Below are 17976 nucleotides of genomic sequence, written 5' to 3' on the forward strand. Positions count from 1 at the left end.
ACAAGCTTGTCATCAAACCTATGCAAAATGTCTACCCGGCCTTATCTAAGCGGCAGCAAACCGGAGTAGCCTATGCCCTCGCGCCATCACGTCGCTCGTGACATCTCTTACGCCCATTCCGCAGAAACGCGGAGCGGGCGTATAGTGATCAAGCTGATGGAAAACACGACCGGTCGTCTGCGTCTTATCCGCCGCGCTGACGGGTATGAGCAGGAGGTCGCACAGGGGCGTGATTTTTGGTCCGTAATGGTGGATCGATATGGGCTGACATTAGACGTGGTTGGCGGTGCGTTGTCGAACATCCCAAAAGATGGGCCATTGATCCTGATTGCGAACCATCCTTACGGCATTCTAGACGGGCTAATGATGGGACACATCCTGTCTCAGACTCGGACAGACTTTCGCATTCTCGCCAATCATGTTTTTCGCAAAGCTGAAGACCTGAACAGCATCGTGCTGCCAATTTCGTTTGATGCCACAAAAGATGCGATGAAGCTGAATCTTGCGACCCGCAAAACCGCTCTGAACTACCTAAGCGATGGTGGTGCAATCGGGATCTTCCCGGGTGGCACAGTTAGCACTGCGGCCAAGCCATTTTCTCATCCGATGGATCCGGGCTGGCGCGGATTCACAGCGCGGATGGTTGCCAAATCCAATGCGACCGTTGTGCCGGTTTTCTTCGATGGTCACACCTCGCGTTTGTTCCAGATTGCCAGCCATCTGCACAACACTCTGCGGATGGGGTTGCTGATCAAAGAGTTCAAGAAACGTGTCGATACCCCCGTCCGCGTGGTCGTAGGAGACCCCATTGGGCGAGACATTCTGGACCCGCTGGGCAAGGATACGCGCAAGATGATGGATTTCCTGCGCAAAGCCACGTATGAGCTGTCTCCAGAGCCATTGAAGTCTTATGACTATGGCTATGAATTCGAGGAACGGCATCGCGCCTGAAGGGGCAAATGGCAGTAGGTATCTTTGATTCCGGATTGGGTGGTTTGACCGTCCTGAACGCCGCGCAGAAACGTCTGCCCGACGTTGATTTCCTTTATTTCGCGGACAGCGCGCATGCGCCTTATGGTGTGCGCGATGCCGAGGATATCTTTAACCTGACACGAAACGCTGTGCAGGACCTTTGGGATCGCGGCTGCAATCTGGTGATTCTGGCCTGCAATACCGCAAGCGCCGCCGCCCTGCGTCGGATGCAAGAAGCGGGCGTGCCAGAAGGAAAGCGTGTACTGGGCGTATTTGTGCCTTTGATTGAGGCGCTGACTGAACGGCAATGGGGCGACAACTCTCCGCCGCGTGAGGTTCAGGTGCAGCATGTTGCGCTGTTTGCGACGCCCGCGACTGTGTCGAGCCGTGCGTTTCAGCGGGAGCTGGCGTTTCGGGCGATCGGGGTTGATGTCGAGGCGCAAGCCTGCGGCGGGGTGGTGGACGCCATCGAAGAGGGCGACATGATCTTGGCCGAGGCCTTGGTACGCAGCCATGTGGATGCTCTGAAGCGCAAGATGCCGGAACCGCAAGCAGCCATTCTGGGCTGTACGCATTACCCGCTGATGGCAGAGACGTTTCAGCAGGCGCTCGGACCGGATGTGAAAGTCTATAGCCAGGGTGATCTGGTTGCGGAAAGCCTTGCAGACTACTTGCAACGGCATCCGAATATGCTGGGTGAGGGCACCGATGGCTTCCTGACAACGGGTAAGCCGGGCGTTGTGACGGATCGCGCGACTCAGTTCCTCCGACGACAAATCACCTTTGAAGCCGCCTGACCTAGGTCAAGGACGGCGCTTTTCCGATTCCGTAATTCGTTGACCGTCACAGCGGCGGTCACCCCATGTGACACATGAATGAAAGAGGTCTGACATGACCCACAAAATCGCAATTCTTGGCGCTTCTGGTTACACCGGCGCGGAACTCGTGCGGCTGATCGCCGGGCATCCGAGTATGGAAATCAAAGCTCTGGCCGCCGAGCGGAAGGCTGGACAGACAATGGCGCAGGTATTTCCGCATCTGCGCCATATGGATTTGCCGGCGCTTTGCAAGATTTCCGAGATCGACTTTAGCCAAATCGACCTGTGTTTCTGCGCTCTGCCGCACAAGACCAGTCAGGAAGTCATTCGCGAACTGCCCAACACCTTGAAAATTGTTGACCTGTCAGCAGATTTTCGACTTCGCGATGGCGACGAATACAAGAAGTGGTATGGGAATTCACATGCCGCGCTTGGGCATCAGGAAGAGGCGGTTTATGGTCTGACCGAGTTCTACCGTGACGAAATCCGCGGCGCTCGGCTGGTTGCCGGGACCGGATGCAATGCCGCGACGGGTCAGTATGTGCTGCGTCCGCTGATATCGGCGGGTGTGATTGATCTGGATGACATTATTCTGGACCTGAAATGCGCGGTCTCGGGCGCAGGTCGGGCGCTGAAAGAGAATCTATTGCACGCAGAACTCAGTGAAGGGGCGAACGCATATGCCGTTGGCGGGACGCACCGGCATCTGGGCGAGTTTGATCAGGAATTCACGGAACTGGCTGGAAGAACCGTGCATGTGCAGTTCACACCGCACCTGATCCCAGCCAACCGGGGTATTCTGGCCACAACCTATGTAAAGGGTGACCCGCAGAGCGTGTATGAGACACTTCAATCGGCCTATGAAGCCGAGCCCTTTATTGAGATGCTGCCATTTGGCGAGACGCCCTCAACCCACCATGTGCGGGGGTCGAACTTCTGCCATATCGGTGTCGTTGGAGATCGGATCGAACGCCGTGCAATCGTGGTAGCAGCATTGGATAACCTGACAAAAGGTAGCAGCGGGCAAGCCTTGCAGAACGCCAACCTGATGTTAGGTGAGGATGAAACCCTGGGTCTGATGATGGCCCCCTTGTTCCCGTGAGGACGGTATGAAAACGCTTAAGAAACGTCGTCGTGTACAAGTCATTCTAGTGGCTGTTGCGGCCCTGATACTGGCGACGGGTCTGATCGGATATGCGATGCGTGATGGCATCAACTTTTTCCGCTCACCCAGTCAGGTGATTGCAGAACCGCCGAAACCGACCGAGGTGTTCCGTATCGGTGGATTGGTCGAAGAAGGTTCGATCATTCGCGGGCAGGGTGAGACTGTGCATTTCGTCGTGACCGACGGCGGTGAAAGCGTAAAGGTCGCTTTTACCGGTGTTCTGCCTGATCTGTTCTCGGAAAATCAGGGTATGGTGGGCACCGGAAGTTATGTGAATGGAGTCTTTGAAGCCACTGAAATCCTTGCGAAACACGATGAAACCTACATGCCCAAAGAGGTTGTGGACGCATTAAAAGAGCAAGGCGTTTATCAGGAATCAGGCGATAGCTGAATGCAGCATCGCTGAATGCCATTGGCGTTAAAATTTCTAAACAGAAGAAGCGGGGCGTTGCGTGCTAAGGTAGGCAGCGCCCTTTGTTTTGCAGTGGTGTTAACGAAATTGTCCGACCGTTTACCAAAGTTTGGCAGAGGGGGCGGCAATGCGGACAGTGCGGCAGATTGCAAAAGGGATCGTGGCGCGGGAAGGTGGTTTTGTGGATGATCCCGATGATCCCGGTGGTGCCACGAAATACGGTGTGACGATCCATACCATGCGCCGATTGGGTCTCGATCTGGACCGAGATGGTTCGGTGACGCAACAAGACGTGCGCATGCTTAGCAAAGCGCAGGCCGTCGATATTTTTCTGGAACACTATTTTGAGAAACCACGCCTTCAGGTGCTGCCGGAAGCCGTACAGGCATCCGTGTTCGACATGTACGTCAATGCAGGAGCTCAAGCGGTGAAAATCCTGCAGAACCTGCTGTGGCAGATGGAGTATGACATTACGGTTGACGGGGTCATCGGCCCTCAGACTGCGCAGGCGAGCCGCGAGGCGGCTAGTCCAAAGCCTCTGGTGTTTCGCGATGCCTATGGGGTCGCAAGACGAAACTATTACTTCCGTTTAGCAGACCGGCGGATCGCTCTTCGCAAATATGCCAGAAATCGCGCGGGCGGCAAAGGCGGATGGATCAAGCGTGCCGAAGAGTTTTTATCGCCCAAGTATCATCTGAGCGAGGACGCGTTTCAGAAAAGGGTTTCAGGATGGGTTTGATCTCGGGTTTGTTGGCGCTCTTGTTTGGCGGAGGTCGCAATGTGGTTCGCGAAACTGCGGAAGTGTTTCGCGAAAATGTAGAAAGCGGTGCCGAGCGTTCTGTCGAACTGCGCGGTGCGGCCATGGCGCAATTCGGCACTGAATTCCAAGCTCCAAGCAAAACCAGGTTTGATCGATTCATGGATGGGCTGAATCGCCTTCCGCGACCGGCGCTGGCTTTGGGAACATTGGGTTTGTTTCTGGCCGCCATGATCGATCCGCTGTGGTTCGCAGCACGTATGCAGGGAATTGCGCTGGTGCCAGAGCCACTGTGGTGGCTGTTAGGGGTGATCGTGTCGTTTTACTTTGGCGCGCGGCATCAGATCAAAGCGCAGGATTTTCAAAGAGAAATCAGCGCGACAATGCTGAGGACGCCTGAGGTGATCGCCAATCTTGAAACGATCCGCGGGTTGCGCGATGACAGTCCGGGTGTCGCCGATACTGGCTCGGACGCATCGTTGGCCGAAGCAGTCAACCAGCCGGATTCGAACCCTGCATTGGAGGACTGGAAGCGGCTACGAAAGACCTGAGGCGCGACATTATGTGCGGTGATCCGAGGCGAATGTGAATGGCACTTGCACCGGTGCCGCAGTATAAGCAGGCCATGATTACAGAACTCGGCCATTTCGCACTTATCTTAGCCTTCCTCGTTGCCATCGTCCAAACTGTGGTGCCGTTGATCGGGGCTGCCAACCGTTGGAACGGGTGGATGGTTTTCGCTGAACCGGCCGCCATCACGCAGTTCATCTTGGCCGCCTTTTCCTTTGGTGCGCTGGTCTGGGCGTTTACCACGTCTGACTTCTCGTTGCGGATCGTGGTCGAGAATAGCCATTCGGCAAAACCGATGCTCTACAAGATCACCGGGACCTGGGGAAACCATGAAGGTTCGATGCTGTTATGGGTCCTGATTGTAGCGATATTCGGCGCGATGGCCGCCATATTCGGCGCTGGCTTGCCTCCGACCTTAAAGGCGCGGGTGCTGGCCGTTCAGGCCGCGATCGGAGTGGCTTTCTATGCCTTTATCCTCTTCACATCGAACCCGTTTGACCGACTGCCTGTTCCTCCGTTCGATGGGCGGGACCTGAACCCGCTGCTGCAGGACCCCGGTTTGGCCTTCCATCCGCCATTCCTGTATCTGGGCTATGTCGGCCTCAGCATGGCGTTCAGTTTTGCCGTTGCTGCATTGATCGAGGGCCGGGTGGACGCGGCTTGGGGGCGTTGGGTTCGGCCTTGGACATTGGCGGCTTGGGTCTTCCTGACGATCGGTATCGCGCTTGGATCCTGGTGGGCCTACTACGAATTGGGCTGGGGCGGGTTCTGGTTCTGGGATCCTGTTGAGAACGCCAGCTTTATGCCTTGGCTACTGGCGGCCGCTCTATTGCATTCCTCCATCGTGGTGGAAAAACGCGAGGCGTTGAAAAGCTGGACGATCTTGCTTGCGATTATCGCGTTTGGGTTTTCTCTGATCGGGACCTTTATCGTGAGATCGGGGCTGCTGACTTCGGTCCATGCTTTTGCCAATGATCCTGAGCGTGGCGTATTTATCCTGTTCATCCTGATCATCTTTACCGGCGGTGCGTTGACCCTGTTTGCTGCACGCGCGCAGGCGATGGAGGCGAAGGGTGTCTTCGGAATGGTCAGCCGCGAAAGTGCTTTGGTTCTGAACAACATCTTGTTGGCAGTTAGCTGTTTTGTCGTATTCTTTGGCACAATGTGGCCAATGGTGGCCGAGATGGCGTTCGATAGAAAACTCTCGGTGGGCGCGCCGTTCTTCAATGCTGCATTTACACCTTTCATGGTCGCCCTCGGAATCGTTCTTCCCGTCGGCGCAATGCTGCCTTGGAAGCGGGGCAAGCTAAGCCGGGCGGCATGGTCTTTGCGCTATGCATTTGTGCTGGCGGTCACGATCGCGATACTGGTCTGGGTGATGCAGACCGGACGCAGCGCATTGGGACCCGTGGGCTTGTTCCTGGGGGCGTGGATCACCTTCGGCGCCATCGTCGATCTTTGGAGCCGCACTGGCCGCAAAGGCAGTTTTGGACGCCTGTTTCGACTGCCCGGCGCAGACTGGGGTAAGGCGGTGGCCCATAGTGGTTTGGGTGTCACCATGTTTGCCATCGCAGGCCTAACCGCTTGGGAAGTGGAGGATATTCGTGTCGCTCAACCGGGTCAGCCTTTTGAAGTGGGACAGTTTACGTTGACGTTGCAAGATGTGCGTCAGGTACAGGGGCCGAACTATTTCTCAACCATGGCGGATGTGCTTGTTGAGAAGGACGGGCGCTATATCGCGACTCTTAACCCGGAAAAGCGCGACTACCCTGTGGCACGGATGCCGACAACTGAGGCTGCAATCGACTACCGCTTTCTGCGCGATCTATATGTTGTGATCGGGGATCAACAAGCTGATGGCGGCTGGGTGATGCGAACCTATATCAAACCTCTGGCCAACTGGATTTGGGGCGGATGTATCCTCATGGCTCTGGGCGGTGTGCTCAGCCTGTCGGATCGCCGTTTCCGTGTTGCAGCCGGTGCACGGAAAACGCCTGCAAGCGGGGTTCCTGCCGAATGAAGCGCCTGCTTGTTATCCTGCTGCTGATTGCATCCCCCATCATGGCTATTCAGCCGGATGAAGTGCTTGACGACCCGGCGCTCGAGACACGAGCGCGGGATATTAGTACCGGTCTGCGCTGCTTGGTGTGCAGGAACGAAAGCATTGACGAAAGCAATGCTGAACTTGCGCGTGATCTGCGTATCTTGGTGCGAGAACGTCTGGTTGCGGGGGATACTGATCAAGAGGTTGTGGACTTCATCGTTGATCGCTATGGCGAATATGTGCTGCTGAAACCTACCGCGACCGGCGCCAATCTGTTGTTATGGCTGTCGGCTCCTGTCATGCTGCTGATAGCGGCCGGCATGGGTTGGAACTTTTTGCGCAAGCGTGCGCAGCATCAGGAAGTAGCGCATTCAGAAGGCCTTAGTGAGGAAGAACAAGAGCGTCTGCGCCGAATTCTGGAAGACTGACGCGCGGTTCTTCTTTTCCTTTTTCCGCATTTGCGTCAGTGTTTTGCAGAACGCTGCGCAGCTGAGGTTTTGCATGGAATACGAAGCGGTCCTTCTGGACATTACTGATAATTTGGCGGTTTTGACATTGAACCGGCCGGATAAGATGAATGCGTTGACGACGCAGATGCGGGCCGAGATCACCTACGCAATGAAAGATGCCGCGCAACACGCCCGCGCGATTGTCCTGACGGGTGCTGGTTCTGCCTTTTGTTCAGGTCAGGATTTGGGTGACGCGTCGAGCACAGGAAAGATCGACCTCGAACGCGCGCTTCGCGACGAATATGAACCGATGCTTGAGGCTGTCTATGATTGCCCCGTGCCAACAATAGCGGCTGTTAACGGGCCTGCAGCGGGGGCGGGGGCCAACCTGGCGCTTTGTGCCGATGTGGTGATAGCAACCGAGAGTGCCTATTTTCTGCAAGCTTTCGCTCGGATCGGTCTGCTGCCTGATGCAGGCGGCACCTGGTTCATGCCGCGTCAGATGGGGTTTGCCAAAGCGATGGGTGCAGCGTTGTTTGCAGACAAGATCAGCGCGCGCCAGGCGGATGAATGGGGATTGATCTGGGAAGCGGTTGCGGATGATGAGTTCGACGCTCATTGGCGCAAGAGAGCTGCGTATTTGGCGAATGGTCCAACCTCCGGGTTTCGCGCGATCAAACAAGCGATCCGGGGAACTTACGATAGAACATTACCTCAGCAACTTGCAGCCGAAGCCCACCTGCAGGGCGAATGCGGACGTACCCGAGACTTTGCCGAAGGCGTCGTAGCCTTTCTGGAAAAGCGCCCTGCGAAATTCGAAGGGCGCTGATCATTCAATCAGGCCCGGCGGCGGCGACGAGTGCGCCGTTCGGGAACGGCCTCGTTCCCAGTGCCATCTGAGGCTGAGGTAAACGGACCAAGTGCCGATACGATCTGATCCAGGGTCGGGCGTTCGCCGCGCGGACCGTTATCTAACGCCTCGCGCATTTTGCGCAAATGCGCAGGCATAGTGCCACAGCAACCGCCAATGATCGTTGCACCTGCGTCGCGCGCCATGGCGGCGTACTGGCCCATCAGTTCAGGCGTTCCGTCATAATGGATATGACCGTCCACATATTTCGGGATCCCTGCGTTGCCCTTGGAAATCAGTGGACGTTCGTTTCCTTGGGCAGCGAACCCAAGCACCGTCCGCAGTATATCCGAGGCACCAGTGCCGCAATTCGCCCCGAACGCAACCGGAGGATTGGGCAGAGTTTCCACGATCATTGCCAGATCAGAAGATGTAACACCCATCATTGTGCGGCCAGCCGTGTCAAAACTCATGGTGCCGCACCACGGCATATCTGCCAGAGCGAACGCTTCTGCCGCAGCCCGGAATTCTTCCGGCGCGCTTATGGTCTCAAGCCACAGAACATCTGCGCCTCCAGCCTTTAGCGCTTCAGCCTGTTCATGAAACATCTCGACGGCTTCGGCGTGCGAAAGGCTGCCGACAGGTTCCATGATCTCGCCGGTCGGGCCAACAGAGCCGGCCACGATGATCGGGCGACCTGCCTTGTCAGCGACTTCGCGACCCAGTTCAGCGCCAGTACGGTTCAGCTCGGCCACGCGGTTCTGGGCGTCGTGTAACTTCAAACGCGCGGCTGTTCCACCAAATGTGTTTGTCAAAAACAGATCACTGCCGGCATCGACCGAGCCCTGATACAGAGCACGAATCTTGTCAGGCGCATCGACGTTCCACAATTCCGGCGCATCGCCTGATTGCAGGCCCATGTTGAACAGGTTCGTCCCGGTTGCGCCATCCGCCAGAATGACGTCAACGGTTTCCAGAAGGTTGCTGAGCGCGTTTGTCATTGGAGTATTCCAAAATTGGGGCCACAGCCCGTCAAAATATGAGACGCCCCGTGTCTCATGACCGGGGCGTCAAATCAAATTCATAAAACTCATGAAGATCATGAGTTTTGCAGCTCAGGCATCAGGACTCGGCTTCTGCCATCACCTGCTCTTTGGCTTCGACCAGAAGTTCGACCATCTTCTCGCGGATTTTGGCCTCATCCGCGAGATCACCGAGGTACCCTTTGACCGCCTCGACAACATCGTCTTCGCTGACATTTTGCAGGTCGGTGTGGACAAGTTCCTGCCCGTATTTACGCGCCTGTTCCACAGTCTCGCCTTTCAGCGCCGAGGCCCATACAGCCATAAATCGATTGCGGCGCATCCGGGCGATGAACTGCATCTTTTCGTCATGAGCGAATTTGTTTTCAAACGCGGCTTCACGTTCGTCGAATGTGGTCATTGGTTGGGGACCTCTTGGGTTAGATGTTCTTTTCTGATGATATGACTATACGACGCCCTGTGCGCAAGGTATTTGCGCTGCGTCAAAGCCTCTCGGGGTTGCGAACTTGCGGGAAAGCGGGGCTTGCACTATGAGGGCGCCAACGTGAAGGGACTCATTCCCTTTCCCCAGACTGGAAAGGTCGCTCATGGCGCGTCGCAAGAAGATTTACGAAGGTAAAGCCAAGATCCTGTATGAAGGTCCCGAGCCGGGCACCATCGTGCAGTACTTCAAGGATGACGCCACAGCTTTCAACGCCGAGAAGAAAGATGTGATCGATGGAAAGGGCGTTCTGAACAACCGGTTGAGCGAATTCTTCATGACCGGTCTGGCCCAGATCGGAGTTCCGACGCACTTCATTCGCCGTCTGAACATGCGGGAGCAACTTGTGCGGAATTGTGAGATTATTCCACTGGAAGTGATCGTCCGCAACTATGCCGCCGGATCGATGTCCAAACGCCTCGGTATCGCCGAGGGTACTCAACTGCCGCGCCCGATTGTTGAATACTGCTACAAGGACGATGCGCTGGGTGATCCGCTGGTGACCGAAGAGCACATTGCGGCATTCGGCTGGGCGAGCCAGCAGGATATGGACGATATCCTGAGCCTTGCACTGCGCGTTAATGATTTCATGAGCGGCGTGATGCTGGCGGTTGGTATTCGTCTGGTCGATTTCAAAATCGAGATCGGGCGCGTGTTCGAAGGCGATTTCCAACGACTGATCATTGCGGACGAAATCAGCCCCGACAGCTGCCGTCTATGGGATATCGAAACCGGTCAGAAGCTGGACAAGGATGTGTTCCGCCGTGATCTGGGTAGTCTGACTGATGCATATTCTGAGGTCGCCCGCCGTCTTGGCGTTCTGCCCAAAAGCAATGTCACAAAGCCAACGCTGATCAACTGATCCTGTCTCATATCGACAGGGTTGTCCGACAAGCCCAAGCGGGGTATCCCGCGCCCAACGAAACGGATCGATGCGCGGTCCATCAGTGGAGTTCTCGAAAATGAAAGCACGTGTGCATGTGATGCTCAAGAACGGGGTTCTGGACCCGCAGGGCGAGGCTGTGCGTCACGCATTGGGTGCGATGGGCTTTGATCAGGTCGAAGGTGTCCGTCAGGGCAAGGTGATCGATCTGGAACTGGCCGACGGCTCGACCGAAGAGGACGTAACCAAGATGTGCGAAAAGCTGTTGGCCAATACGGTCATCGAACGCTTTGAGATCGAACTGCTCTAAGTTTTTCTGACCTAGGAGGGTCCGCCATGCGCGCAGCCGTCATCGTTTTCCCCGGTTCCAACTGCGATCGTGATCTTGCCGTTGCTTTCGAGCAGGCCGGTTTTTCCGTCGATATGGTCTGGCACAAGGATGCCGCGCTGCCCGAGGGCATAGATATTGTCGGTGTTCCGGGTGGGTTTTCCTATGGTGACTATCTGCGCTGCGGCGCGATTGCGGCCCAATCGCCCATTTGCAAAGCGCTGGCCGCGCATACCGAGCGTGGTGGCTATGCCGTCGGTATCTGCAACGGTTTTCAGGTTCTGACCGAAACAGGAATTCTGCCTGGCGCGCTGTTGCGCAACGCCGGTCTGAAATACATCTGCAAAACGATCGGACTGAAGGTCGAAACCAGCGATAGCGCCTTTACTGAATGGTACAATGCCGGGGATGTGATCGATATCCCGATTGCGCATCACGATGGCAATTATTTCGCAGACGATGAGACCTTGGCCGAGTTGAAGGATCAGGATCGCATTGCCTTCACATATGCCGAAAATCCCAATGGTTCGCGTGACGATATTGCAGGGATTTTATCGCACAACCGGCGCGTGTTAGGCATGATGCCCCACCCAGAACGAGCGGCGGATTCAGGCCACGGAGGCACTGACGGGACGGCGCTCTTCCGCGCATTGGCCGGGGTGCTGACGCCCGCGTGACTTGAGGTCATCAGTCGGGACGCGTAGCGTCAGTACATGAGCGCGGAAGATCAAGCAAACAGCAAAGGGTTTCTGAACCGGTTTCGCGGCGCGCCTATGGGCTGGCGGCTGCGTCTTGCCGTGTTTTTGTTGCTGCTTGCTACCGTCGCCACAGTGTGGATCACCAACAGTCTGCTAACAAGTCGCTTCACCGAATCGACCAGAAACCGGGCCGAACTGCGGTTAGCCTTGTATTCCGGCAACCTGCTGAGTGAGTTGCGACGCAACGCCATCGTGCCGCAGTTGCTTGCCCGTGACCCCACCCTGATTTCGGCCCTGCAATCCAGCGATTACACGTTGTCGAGCCAGCGCCTGATCTCTTTCGTTGAAGAAATCGGGGCGGCCTCACTGGTTTTGCTGGATGGGGATGGCCTGACACGTGCTGCAACCGACCGGAACCGGTTGCAGGAAAGCCACCGGAACTCGCCTTACTTCATCGATGCAATTCGATCGAATGCCACTATATTCTCGGTCATTCCACGTGAGTCCGGCGGTTACAGCTTTGTGTACTCACGGCGAATCGAGGCGAATGCAGAGATCCTTGGCGTGATCGTAGTCGAAGTTGATTTGCAGAAATTTGAACGCGCCTGGGCTGGTATTTCTGACGCGGTGATGGTCACAGACAGCACTGGTACGATCATCCTCTCGACCGAGCCTCAGTGGCGAGGTCTGGATGAAAGCGGTGCCATGTTGCGCCAACCCCCTCAGAACGCGATCCAGCGCGCAATCCGGGCCACAACCGATTGGAGCGCTTTGCCCCCCGATGCCTATCTTCAGGGCGAGGCTGTGATGCGGATGGAGACCCGCATTCCGTTCCGGGGCTGGCAAATGACTTCGTTCACCACCTATTCATCGATCCGCGAGCGGGTGAACAGCGTTCTGGCGCTTGAGATCATGGCATTTGCGATTCTTCTGGCGCTGACCTTCTATGCGCTCAGCCGCAGAGCAACGTTGCGCATGACCTTGTTCCAGCGCGAGTCGGCGGAGCTTCGCGCATTGAACGTAAGGCTGCAGCGGGAAATCGCTGAGCGTGAACGTGTTGAAAAGACGCTGGAAGTTGCCGAACAAACCCTTGCCCAGAGCTCAAAACTGGCAGCACTTGGAGAGATGTCTGCGGCAGTCAGTCACGAGTTAAATCAACCTCTGGCTGCGATGAAAACTTATCTGGCCGGCGCGCGTCTGCTTTTGCGTCGAAACCGACCCGAAGAGGCGTTAGCCAGCTTTGGGCGGATCGACGGATTGATCGAGCGGATGGGAGCGATCACGCGCCAACTCAAATCCTATGCGCGCAAAGGTGCAGATGCGTTTTCGCCAGTAAATCTTGGTGAAGCGCTGGCCTCGTCCCTGTCGATGATGGAACCGCAGCTGCGTCAGCGGCATGTGAAGATAACCCAGATTTTGCCCGAAGAACCTGTTATAGTGATGGGTGATCGGATGCGGATCGAACAGGTTATGGTCAATCTCTTGCGCAATGCGCTGGATGCGACCAAGTCTGTGGATGAGCCGGATGTCGAGATCATTCTCGCTGCGGGTGAAACTGCGGTACTGACCGTGCGGGACAATGGCCACGGGATCGAGGATATCGAAAACCTGTTCGAGCCGTTTTATACAACCAAACGCCCGGGGGACGGCGTTGGTCTGGGGCTTGCCATCTCGTCCGGGATCGTGAACGACCATGGCGGACGGCTGACCGCGCGCAACGGCCAACAGGGTGGCGCGGTGTTTGAGATGCAATTGCCCATATTGGGAAGCGACGGCCTTGAGGCCGCGGAATAGAGGAAGTGACTATGGCACAGGCCATGAAAATCGCCATCGTGGATGATGAACAGGACATGCGCCAGTCGATCAGCCAGTGGCTGGCTTTGTCGGGGTACGACACCGAAACCTTTTCAAGCGCCGAGGATGCGCTCAAGGTCTTGGGGCCAGAATACCCCGGGATCGTGATTTCTGACATCAAGATGCCGGGAATGGATGGCATTCAACTGCTGAAAAAGCTGATGGGGGCCGATAGCACGCTACCGGTGATCATGATCACGGGACATGGCGACGTGCCAATGGCCGTAGAGGCGATGCGTGTCGGGGCGTTCGATTTCCTTGAAAAGCCGTTTAATCCCGATCGCATGTCCGAACTGGCCAAACGCGCCAGCAATGCGCGTCGTCTGACGCTTGACAACCGAGCCCTGCGGCGTGAGCTGTCTGGCGGTACGCAGATCATGAACAAGCTGATCGGTGCCAGCCCCGTCATGGAGCGGTTGCGTGAAGATATTCTGGATCTGGGACAGGCGGATGGTCATGTCCTGATCGATGGGGAAACCGGAACCGGAAAGACTTTGGTGGCGCATGCATTGCACGCGGTTGGTAGCCGGGCGGGTAAGAAATTCGTCCTGGTTTCTTGCGCAGCACTTGAGGAAGAAGCGCTGTCGAAACGCCTGTTTGGCCCGATGTTGCCCGAGGACACGCAGTTGCCCGCCATCGAAGAGGCCCGCGGCGGTACGCTGGTTCTTGAGGATGTCGAAGCCCTGAGTGATACGCTGCAGGCCCGTCTATTGAGCGTTATGAATGAGCAGGGCACCCCTGCAGAAACGCGGATCGTTGCGATTTCGAACCTGCAGGAAGCGGGCAAAACCTCAGAAGATGTATTGCGTCCCGATCTGTTCTATCGGTTGGCGGCGCTGCGCATCACCATGCCTCCGCTGCGACAGCGGGGTGAGGACATCCTGACGCTGTTCACCCGTCTGAGCGAACAGTTCGCAGAGGAATATGGCTGCGACGCGCCTCAGGTCAGTGCGCAGGAAGCGGCTCAGCTGCTTCAGGCCCCGTGGCCCGGGAATGTGAGGCAGTTGATCAACATTGCTGAGCGTGCGGTGCTGCAGTCGCGGCGCGGGTCGGGGACAATTGCTTCGCTGCTGATGTCGGATCACGAAGAGATGCAGCCAGTGATGACAACTGAAGGCAAGCCGCTGAAGGAATATGTTGAAGCCTTCGAGCGGATGCTGATCGACAATACGATGCGCCGTCACAAGGGATCGATCGCCTCGGTGATGGAAGAACTCTGCCTGCCACGCCGGACACTGAACGAAAAGATGGCGAAGTACGGGTTGCAGCGTTCGGACTACCTGTGAAGGTGGAGGAGGGGGCTGGCCCCCCTCTTGAGCCTGCGGTTCAATTCAACCCCTGGATATTTCTGAACAGATGAAGGGACTCTTCGGCGCGTTCTTGGGTCGCGATGCAGTTTGCCCATTGTCTTTTCCACAGGACTGCTTTTATTGTGATCGAACGGGCCGGGTATTTTGTGCCTGCAAGCCCCGTGTTTTGAGTTTCGCTGCTGAGCTGATGGTGAGGATAGATCCCGCGCGGCGCGGCAGACCGATTATGCCCCAATGGGGCAGATGAACGCCTGAACCCGTCTATGCGGGTGAAAGGAATAAATGGGCAGGCCGCATATAGACGCGCCTGTCGGAGAAGAACCGCGATGACGCGCGCGCAACGATTGAGTATACGGGCAGGGGGCCAAAGCGCCAGACCCTGCCGCGCGCCGTCCGATATCGCCCGTACAAGACACCTCCCCAAAAGCGCCTGTCCGCCTGGACGGGTCAGGACAACGCGTTTGGCGCGGTGCACCAAGGACACATGGCTAAGAAAATGCTTATCGATGCCACCCACGCGGAGGAAACCCGCGTTGTGGTGGTCGACGGAAACAAGGTTGAGGAATTTGACTTTGAATCCGAAAACAAACGCCAGCTTGCTGGCAACATCTATCTTGCAAAAGTAACACGGGTTGAGCCGTCGCTACAGGCGGCATTTGTGGATTACGGCGGGAACCGGCACGGGTTTCTGGCCTTTTCCGAAATCCATCCCGACTACTACCAGATCCCCGTCGCTGACCGCGAGGCGCTGATGGAGGAAGAGCGCGCCTATGCCGAGGCGATGAAGGCGCGGGATGAGGCCGAGGAAACAAAGCCCAAAAAGCGCCGGTCGCGTTCGCGCTCGAAGGCCGCTGATGTCAAGACGGACGATCCGGTTGAGACGCTGGAGGTTTCCTCAGAGCCGACCGGAATGGAAACCATCGATCTGGATGACGGTGAAGAGACGGAGGTGCCCGAAGGGACGTCTCCGATGGAAATCGTTGCCGAGACGCCGGTGGAAGAGCCAGAGGATGCCGACGAGCCTGTTGCTGAAGAAGCTCCGACCGAAGAAGCCAAGTCCGAAGATGTAGATCAGCAGGCGGAAGCGCCAGAAGAGACTGCTGAGGTAGCGGAAGACGCGCCTGTCGAAGCAACTGATACCGACCAAGAAGAACCTTCGGATGAGGTCGAATCCAAGTCTGACGAAGAAGAGGCGGAAGCTTCTGGCGATGAGCCCGAGGCGGATGGCGAGACAGAAAGCAAAAGCGCTGACGCGGCTTCGAAAGACGATACCATCGAGTCGGTGGCGGACGAAGACGATAGCGAGGATATCCGTCCTCCGCGCAAGCCACGCCCGCGCCGCTACAAGATTCAGGAAGTTATCAAGGTGCGTCAGGTCCTGCTGGTGCAGGTGGTCAAGGAAGAGCGCGGCAACAAGGGTGCGGCACTTACCACGTATCTGTCTTTGGCGGGTCGGTACTGCGTACTGATGCCCAATACCGCACGTGGCGGCGGAATTAGCCGCAAGATCACCAATGCCGCTGACCGGAAGAAACTGAAAGACATTGCCGCTGAAATCGACGTGCCCACGGGCGCGGGTCTGATCGTGCGCACGGCCGGAGCCAAGCGGACCAAATCAGAGATCAAGCGCGACTATGAATACCTGCAACGACTGTGGGAGCAGATCCGCGAGCTGACGTTGCAATCCATTGCGCCTGCGAAAATTTATGAAGAAGGCGACCTAATCAAACGCTCGATCCGCGACTTGTATAATCGCGACATCGATGAGGTTCTGGTTGAAGGCGAGGGCGGGTATCGCATCGCCAAAGACTTCATGAAGATGATCATGCCGTCGCACGCCAAAAACGTGAAGCGATACGAAGACGCGCTGCCGCTATTCGCGCGATATCAGGTAGAAAGCTATCTGGCCGGGATGTTCAACCCGACGGTTCAGCTGAAATCCGGCGGTTACATTGTGATCGGCGTAACTGAAGCGCTGGTGGCGATCGATGTGAACTCGGGCCGGGCGACCAAAGAAGGCTCGATCGAAGAAACCGCGTTGAAGACCAATCTGGAGGCCGCCGAAGAAGTGGCGCGCCAATTGCGTCTGCGCGATCTGGCCGGTCTGATCGTGATCGATTTCATCGATATGGACGAGCGCAAAAATAACTCGGCCGTTGAGAAACGACTGAAAGACAAGCTGAAAACGGATCGTGCCCGTATTCAGGTGGGCCGGATTTCGGGCTTTGGACTGCTCGAAATGAGCCGTCAGCGCCTGCGTCCTGGAATGCTTGAGGCGACGACCCAGCCATGCCCGTCTTGCCATGGTACCGGCCTGATCCGGTCGGACGACAATATGGCACTGTCAATCCTTCGCCAGATTGAAGAGGAAGGCACTCGCCGCCGTTCGCGTGAGGTATTGGTGCGTTGCCCGGTTAGCATCGCCAACTTCCTGATGAACCAGAAACGCGAACACATCGCGCAGATCGAAGCGCGGTATGGTTTGTCGGTTCGGATCGAAGGGGACGTTCATTTGGTCAGCCCCGACTTCTCGATGGAGAAGTTCAAGACCGCTAGCCGCGTTGTTCCTGAAGCAACTGCGCCGGTGGTATCGGTTGATGCGTCGCTGATGGATATGGTCGACGCCACGGATGAGGACGAAAACGAAGAAGAAACTGAGGTTCAGACCGAGGAAGAGACTAAGCCCAAGCGTAAACGGCGTCGGCGCCGGCGCAAGAAGAGTTCGGGCAATGGTGACGCGCCGGATGGCAATGCAGACGAGTCTGACGCAGACAGTGTAACCGACTCGAGCAACGAAGCTGAGAGCTTCGATACCAAGCAGACCGAGGCTGAGCCTGTTGCTGAGGAAGATGCTGAGAAAGCGGCCAAACCGAAAAAGCGCCGGGCACCGCGTCGACGCAAAAAGGATACTGAGGCCACAGTCGAAGCAAGCGAGACGCAGACCGAAGCGGATAATGCGAACTCCGATCCGCAGAAAGAGCCGGTCAATGCTGAGGCCGCCGAGGCTGAACAGCAAGAGCCAGCCGATGAGTCTGAAAGCATCGAACCAGCCGCTGAGCCCGATAGTGCTGATGCACCATCAGAACTTGAGATCGCCGAAGCAACGTCGGCTTCTGAAGTCGCTGAAGAAGTGCCAGAGGAACCTGCTGAAGCGCCTGAACTGGTTGCCGAAGAAGCCGAAGAATCGACCGTGGCAGCAGAACCCGAAGTCATTGAGGCTGCCACCGCAGAGCCGGTCTTGGAGGCAGTGGCAGACGAACCCGAACCCGCCCCGGCCAAACCAAAGCGCCGAGGGTGGTGGTCATTGGGACAGTAAGAAAAAGGCGGGCCAACTGGCCCGCT

At 56.7% G+C, this 17976-nt stretch carries 17 protein-coding genes; 15 read left to right on the plus strand and 2 right to left on the minus strand.

Annotated features, from left to right (window positions below):
* Positions 1–72: 72 nt before the first annotated feature.
* The 9 genes from ACR0AW_RS01940 (at position 73) to ACR0AW_RS01980 (ending at position 8016) form a co-directional block, all read left to right on the plus strand.
* A complete protein-coding gene (locus tag ACR0AW_RS01940) occupies positions 73–951 on the plus strand; it encodes a lysophospholipid acyltransferase family protein (protein WP_170393174.1) in 879 nt (292 codons plus the stop codon).
* Between the two features lie 8 nt (positions 952–959).
* Complete coding sequence (murI, locus tag ACR0AW_RS01945; RefSeq protein ID WP_170405556.1) at positions 960–1769, plus strand: glutamate racemase; 810 nt, start codon at positions 960–962, stop codon at positions 1767–1769.
* 94 nt (positions 1770–1863) lie between these two features.
* The gene (gene argC, locus ACR0AW_RS01950) at positions 1864–2892 is read left to right on the plus strand and encodes an N-acetyl-gamma-glutamyl-phosphate reductase (protein WP_170732103.1); all 1029 of its coding nucleotides are present in this window, start codon (positions 1864–1866) and stop codon (positions 2890–2892) included.
* Between the two features lie 7 nt (positions 2893–2899).
* Positions 2900–3346, plus strand: coding sequence for a cytochrome c maturation protein CcmE (ccmE, locus tag ACR0AW_RS01955; protein ID WP_170405562.1), 447 nt, complete (start codon positions 2900–2902; stop codon positions 3344–3346).
* A gap of 148 nt (positions 3347–3494) precedes the next feature.
* Positions 3495–4106, plus strand: a complete 612-nt coding sequence (locus tag ACR0AW_RS01960; protein WP_170732105.1) for a holin-associated N-acetylmuramidase — start codon at positions 3495–3497, stop codon at positions 4104–4106.
* Positions 4097–4675, plus strand: a complete 579-nt coding sequence (locus ACR0AW_RS01965; RefSeq protein ID WP_170732107.1) for a holin family protein — start codon at positions 4097–4099, stop codon at positions 4673–4675. Before ACR0AW_RS01960 ends, ACR0AW_RS01965 begins: the two co-directional genes overlap by 10 nt.
* Before the next feature lie 74 nt (positions 4676–4749).
* Positions 4750–6714, plus strand: a complete 1965-nt coding sequence (locus ACR0AW_RS01970; protein WP_170563485.1) for a heme lyase CcmF/NrfE family subunit — start codon at positions 4750–4752, stop codon at positions 6712–6714.
* Positions 6711–7166, plus strand: a complete 456-nt coding sequence (locus ACR0AW_RS01975; RefSeq protein ID WP_170405571.1) for a cytochrome c-type biogenesis protein — start codon at positions 6711–6713, stop codon at positions 7164–7166. The genes ACR0AW_RS01970 and ACR0AW_RS01975 overlap by 4 nt, the downstream gene beginning before the upstream one ends.
* A gap of 73 nt (positions 7167–7239) precedes the next feature.
* Positions 7240–8016 carry an enoyl-CoA hydratase-related protein gene (locus ACR0AW_RS01980; RefSeq protein ID WP_170732109.1) on the plus strand — a complete coding sequence of 259 codons (777 nt, stop codon included), beginning with the start codon at positions 7240–7242 and terminating at the stop codon, positions 8014–8016.
* Positions 8017–8024: 8 nt separating this feature from the next.
* On the opposite strand, the gene bmt is transcribed toward ACR0AW_RS01980, so the two are convergent.
* Together bmt and ACR0AW_RS01990 are read right to left on the minus strand one after the other, a co-directional pair.
* Positions 8025–9038, minus strand: a complete 1014-nt coding sequence (bmt, locus tag ACR0AW_RS01985; protein ID WP_170732110.1) for a betaine--homocysteine S-methyltransferase — start codon at positions 9036–9038, stop codon at positions 8025–8027.
* A gap of 121 nt (positions 9039–9159) precedes the next feature.
* Positions 9160–9480, minus strand: a complete 321-nt coding sequence (locus ACR0AW_RS01990) for a DUF1476 domain-containing protein (protein ID WP_170393165.1) — start codon at positions 9478–9480, stop codon at positions 9160–9162.
* A 187-nt stretch (positions 9481–9667) separates the two neighbouring features.
* Here ACR0AW_RS01990 and purC point away from each other — a divergent pair, with 187 nt between their 5' ends.
* From purC to ACR0AW_RS02020, 6 genes are all read left to right on the plus strand, one after another.
* Positions 9668–10423 (plus strand): phosphoribosylaminoimidazolesuccinocarboxamide synthase, encoded by a 756-nt coding sequence (purC, locus tag ACR0AW_RS01995; protein ID WP_170393164.1) that lies wholly within the window; start codon positions 9668–9670, stop codon positions 10421–10423.
* A gap of 100 nt (positions 10424–10523) precedes the next feature.
* Complete coding sequence (purS, locus tag ACR0AW_RS02000; protein WP_170610508.1) at positions 10524–10754, plus strand: phosphoribosylformylglycinamidine synthase subunit PurS; 231 nt, start codon at positions 10524–10526, stop codon at positions 10752–10754.
* Positions 10755–10780: 26 nt separating this feature from the next.
* Positions 10781–11449 carry a phosphoribosylformylglycinamidine synthase subunit PurQ gene (gene purQ / locus ACR0AW_RS02005; protein WP_170732113.1) on the plus strand — a complete coding sequence of 223 codons (669 nt, stop codon included), beginning with the start codon at positions 10781–10783 and terminating at the stop codon, positions 11447–11449.
* A 36-nt stretch (positions 11450–11485) separates the two neighbouring features.
* Complete coding sequence (locus ACR0AW_RS02010) at positions 11486–13264, plus strand: sensor histidine kinase (RefSeq protein ID WP_480438519.1); 1779 nt, start codon at positions 11486–11488, stop codon at positions 13262–13264.
* A gap of 11 nt (positions 13265–13275) precedes the next feature.
* The gene (locus ACR0AW_RS02015; protein ID WP_170393162.1) at positions 13276–14610 is read left to right on the plus strand and encodes a sigma-54-dependent transcriptional regulator; all 1335 of its coding nucleotides are present in this window, start codon (positions 13276–13278) and stop codon (positions 14608–14610) included.
* A gap of 508 nt (positions 14611–15118) precedes the next feature.
* Entirely contained in the window at positions 15119–17950 is a 2832-nt protein-coding gene (locus ACR0AW_RS02020; protein WP_170732114.1) for an Rne/Rng family ribonuclease, read from the plus strand.
* Positions 17951–17976: the final 26 nt, after the last annotated feature.

This window comes from Ruegeria sp. C5 (assembly GCF_056537605.1).

What these genes read in the sequence shown, in the direction of transcription:
- ACR0AW_RS01990 (WP_170393165.1), bottom strand. Translation starts at nt 9,480, where the DNA reads ATGACCACATTCGACGAACGTGAAGCCGCGTTTGAAAACAAATTCGCT.
- ACR0AW_RS01975 (WP_170405571.1), top strand. Translation starts at nt 6,711, where the DNA reads ATGAAGCGCCTGCTTGTTATCCTGCTGCTGATTGCATCCCCCATCATG.
- ACR0AW_RS02010 (WP_480438519.1), top strand. Translation starts at nt 11,486, where the DNA reads ATGAGCGCGGAAGATCAAGCAAACAGCAAAGGGTTTCTGAACCGGTTT.
- ACR0AW_RS01965 (WP_170732107.1), top strand. Translation starts at nt 4,097, where the DNA reads ATGGGTTTGATCTCGGGTTTGTTGGCGCTCTTGTTTGGCGGAGGTCGC.
- ccmE (WP_170405562.1), top strand. Translation starts at nt 2,900, where the DNA reads ATGAAAACGCTTAAGAAACGTCGTCGTGTACAAGTCATTCTAGTGGCT.
- bmt (WP_170732110.1), bottom strand. Translation starts at nt 9,038, where the DNA reads ATGACAAACGCGCTCAGCAACCTTCTGGAAACCGTTGACGTCATTCTG.
- ACR0AW_RS02020 (WP_170732114.1), top strand. Translation starts at nt 15,119, where the DNA reads ATGGCTAAGAAAATGCTTATCGATGCCACCCACGCGGAGGAAACCCGC.
- argC (WP_170732103.1), top strand. Translation starts at nt 1,864, where the DNA reads ATGACCCACAAAATCGCAATTCTTGGCGCTTCTGGTTACACCGGCGCG.
- ACR0AW_RS01980 (WP_170732109.1), top strand. Translation starts at nt 7,240, where the DNA reads ATGGAATACGAAGCGGTCCTTCTGGACATTACTGATAATTTGGCGGTT.
- purC (WP_170393164.1), top strand. Translation starts at nt 9,668, where the DNA reads ATGGCGCGTCGCAAGAAGATTTACGAAGGTAAAGCCAAGATCCTGTAT.
- ACR0AW_RS02015 (WP_170393162.1), top strand. Translation starts at nt 13,276, where the DNA reads ATGGCACAGGCCATGAAAATCGCCATCGTGGATGATGAACAGGACATG.
- purS (WP_170610508.1), top strand. Translation starts at nt 10,524, where the DNA reads ATGAAAGCACGTGTGCATGTGATGCTCAAGAACGGGGTTCTGGACCCG.
- ACR0AW_RS01940 (WP_170393174.1), top strand. Translation starts at nt 73, where the DNA reads ATGCCCTCGCGCCATCACGTCGCTCGTGACATCTCTTACGCCCATTCC.
- purQ (WP_170732113.1), top strand. Translation starts at nt 10,781, where the DNA reads ATGCGCGCAGCCGTCATCGTTTTCCCCGGTTCCAACTGCGATCGTGAT.
- ACR0AW_RS01960 (WP_170732105.1), top strand. Translation starts at nt 3,495, where the DNA reads ATGCGGACAGTGCGGCAGATTGCAAAAGGGATCGTGGCGCGGGAAGGT.
- murI (WP_170405556.1), top strand. Translation starts at nt 960, where the DNA reads ATGGCAGTAGGTATCTTTGATTCCGGATTGGGTGGTTTGACCGTCCTG.
- ACR0AW_RS01970 (WP_170563485.1), top strand. Translation starts at nt 4,750, where the DNA reads ATGATTACAGAACTCGGCCATTTCGCACTTATCTTAGCCTTCCTCGTT.